The sequence below is a fragment of the Candidatus Cloacimonadota bacterium genome, assembly GCA_020532355.1.
In the GTDB taxonomy this organism is placed as follows: Bacteria; Cloacimonadota; Cloacimonadia; order Cloacimonadales; family Cloacimonadaceae; genus UBA5456.
In genome coordinates this window covers 1-3333 of record JAJBBD010000088.1, presented here as the reverse complement: position 1 = coordinate 3333, position 3333 = coordinate 1, and the positions used below count along the sequence as shown (strand labels likewise).

The window sequence follows — 3333 nt, the reverse complement described above, 5'->3', positions numbered from 1 at the left end:
TCCTCATGTTCTAATTATACTGGTTATTATCCAGATGATCAACATGTATAATTTGATCATTTTTGCCAGAGTAATAGCAAGCTGGATTGTGCAAAATCCTTATAACCCCATCTATAGATTTTTATTTACCATGACCGAACCATTACTAGCCCCAATACGCAATATTATACCAAATATGGGACTTGATTTTTCGCCTATTGTGGCTTATCTTCTTTTAAATATCCTGCAAAGGATACTTGGCAGCTTAATATAGCGGGAGGAATATAAAATGCCCCTATTCCCTTTAGATATAAGACATCAAGAGTTTTCTGGACAAATGTTTGGCTACAACAAAAAGGAAGTGCGTGCCTTTTTGGAACAAGTAGCTTCGGAGTTAGACGAATTATTGAGAAAACAAGAGCGTGAATTATCGCGCCGCGAGCAAATGCAGTACGAGGTAAAACAAGAAGCAGTCTCTGCAAATTCTGCCGTGGAAGACCTCAAGCGTCGTGAAGAGCTTATTAGCAGAACACTTGTATTTGCCGAAAAAACTAAAGCGGATATTATCGCTAATGCCCGCAAGGAAGCCGAAAACATCATTCATGAAGCAGAACTTAAAGCTAAACGCGCAATTAACGAAGCAAAACAGCATCTTAGTGTTTTGGAACATCAGTATTTGTCCATCAAAGAACAAAAACGCCAATTCTTGATGCAGTTTAAAGTGGAACTGCAAAGCTTCCAAGATCGCATTAATAAAGATCCCTTACTAAGCAAGGATACTGAACAATTGATGGATGGAGAGTTTAAGCAGATAAAAGAAGATATCGTACCCCAACCCCATGCAGGAGTAAAAGGATGACATATAGAGAAACTGCACAATGGCTTAAGAACAAATTTTCTGATCAACCTAAAGCAGCCATTATACTTGGAACTGGATTGAGTGATATGGCAGAATCTTTCGAGGTTATTTCTACAATTCCCTACAAAGAGATTCCGGGTTTTGTTCAAAGCACCGCCCCATCACATAAAGGAAACCTAATTTTTGCAAAAGTTAATCATACTACCGTTGCATTCCTGCAAGGACGATTCCATTTCTATGAAGGTCATTCTATGAAACAGGTAGTATTCCCCACTCAAGTTATGTCTGCATTGGGTATAAATAACCTCATCGTGACCAATGCTGCGGGTAGTCTTAAAAAAGAACTGAGCCCAGGCTCTATAGTGCAGATTACTGATCACATAAACTTTATGGGAACAAATCCCTTAATCGGAATAAATGATGAATCATTAGGTGAACGTTTTCCTTCTATGAATGAACTCTACGATCCCCAGTTTCGCAAGATTTGCGATGAAATTGCCGCTATACATAGCATCCCAGTTTCTAAAGGTGTATATTTAGCGGTAACCGGACCAAGCTTGGAAACAAAAGCAGAATGCGCTGCTTTTGCCCAGATGGGCGCACATCTGGTTGGCATGTCTACAGTTCCTGAAGTTATAGCTGCACGTCATGCCGGAATGCGTGTATTAGCATATTCAATTGTGACTAATTATAGCAATTTATTCCATAGTGAAGCTCATTCTCAAGAAGAAATACGTCATAATGCTGCTGTAGCCTCAAATCATCTGAAAAAGATCATCAGCGTGTTTGTTGATCGTATCTGATATTTTTATTGACACAGCAAAGCATTTTTTATTGTATGGAATATTAGATAAAAGATAGATAAGTTTAGGAGTACCTTATGGCACGTAAAACGCTGTCAACCGAGAAATTGCGATTCTATGAAGAACTTATTCGTAAAGAACTTCATGAGAGTGTGCAGTATATCGAAAACATAAACAAAGAACAAAGTGTGGGAGCTCGCGAAAGTAGCGGAGATCTTTCTTCTTATTCTTATCATCAGGCAGATCAAGGTTCCGATACAAACTACATGGAACACACAGTAATGATGATGGAAAGTGAAAGAGAAAAAATACGCTTGCTTAACGACGCTATGCGCCGAATCCAGGATGGTAGCTTTGGATTATGCGAAATGTGTGGTGAAAATATCCCTGATAGCCGCCTTCAGATAATTCCTTACGCCACGCTTTGCATAGAATGCAAAGAAAAAATGGAAGTAAAAAAACGTAAACAAAAACGTTAAGAATCTATGAGAAATATAAACACCTCTTATGCATACTTGATTATGGGATTGATCCTTATTCTAGACCAGATTTCGAAGGTATTGGTAAGAACATTTATGCATATGTATCAAAGTATTCCCATTTTGAAATCGGTGTTTGGTGAAACCTTTATGTTAACCAGAGTCAACAATACCGGAGCTGCATTCAGTATTGGCTTTTCCAGCGATCAAACCAATAGAATATTCTTTATTATAACTACTGTTCTAGCTCTCATTTTCATCCTCTACTTACTTTACCAAAGCATTCATCGCATTCAGGTGATTGCATTTGGTCTGGTTTTGGGCGGAGCGCTAGGAAATCTGATCGACCGTTTTTTGTTCGGAGGTGTTACAGATTTTATCAATGTAGATTTCCCAGATTTTATTATGCAGCGTTTCCCAATATTTAATATTGCAGATAGCTCCATCTTTATTGCTGTTTGCCTTCTTATTATAGATATGATTTTTATAAAAGATGCACACATGATCGAAACACCAGATCTGAATGAGCATATTAGTGAAGAGATTCATACCAAGGAGATATAAATGAAAGGTATAGTTCTAAGCATTTTAGCCCTTACTATTGCTGTTGGGATTATGGCAGACCCGCTTAGCTGTTATGATATTCAATATACAACAGACAGTAGCGGGGATTCACCATATAACGGACACACCGTACAAGTGCAAGGCATAGTTACTGCCATCAATGCGGGAACCGGTTTCTGGATAGGAGATCAGTTAGGCGGAGAATGGAGCGGATTGTACGTTTATCACAGAAACACAAGTAATGCCGTGGAACTTGGTGATATGGTTCTTTTAACCGGCACTGTTGACGAATACTACAATCTTACGGAGTTTACAAACGTTACATCTTATGAGATAATTTCACAGAATAACTCCATACCTGTTACAACAATAAGCACACAAGATATGCCTTATGGTAGCTCCTCTTCCGAAAAATATGAGGGTGTATTTGTTCGTTTTAATGATGTTAAGGTACGAAGCACTCCAGATTCTTACGGACAATTTAAGATTTCCGATACCAGCGGAATTCAAGCTATGGGTGATGATATTATGTACATTCCACCTGCAGGGACTTTAGTTGTTAATGAATCTTGGCATATGATGCAAGGCGTTGTAGATTATCATAGTGCAGCAGGATACAAATTTTCTCCCCGAAATGCAAATGATATGA

The 3333-nt window shown here is 38.5% G+C and carries 6 protein-coding genes; all 6 read left to right on the top strand.

The features are described 5' to 3' along the window. The first annotated feature begins 34 nt into the window (after positions 1–34). Complete coding sequence (locus tag LHW48_02865) at positions 35–253, top strand: YggT family protein (GenBank protein MCB5259401.1); 219 nt, start codon at positions 35–37, stop codon at positions 251–253. Positions 254–268: 15 nt separating this feature from the next. After that, positions 269–838, top strand: a complete 570-nt coding sequence (locus tag LHW48_02860; GenBank protein MCB5259400.1) for a DivIVA domain-containing protein — start codon at positions 269–271, stop codon at positions 836–838. Beyond that, complete coding sequence (locus LHW48_02855) at positions 835–1641, top strand: purine-nucleoside phosphorylase (GenBank protein ID MCB5259399.1); 807 nt, start codon at positions 835–837, stop codon at positions 1639–1641. Before LHW48_02860 ends, LHW48_02855 begins: the two co-directional genes overlap by 4 nt. A gap of 77 nt (positions 1642–1718) precedes the next feature. Next, positions 1719–2120 carry a TraR/DksA family transcriptional regulator gene (locus tag LHW48_02850; GenBank protein ID MCB5259398.1) on the top strand — a complete coding sequence of 134 codons (402 nt, stop codon included), beginning with the start codon at positions 1719–1721 and terminating at the stop codon, positions 2118–2120. 6 nt (positions 2121–2126) lie between these two features. Next, a complete protein-coding gene (gene lspA / locus LHW48_02845) occupies positions 2127–2684 on the top strand; it encodes a signal peptidase II (protein MCB5259397.1) in 558 nt (185 codons plus the stop codon). Then, positions 2685–3333, top strand: a 649-nt coding sequence (locus tag LHW48_02840; GenBank protein ID MCB5259396.1) for a hypothetical protein, incomplete at its 3' end; no start/stop codon positions are given.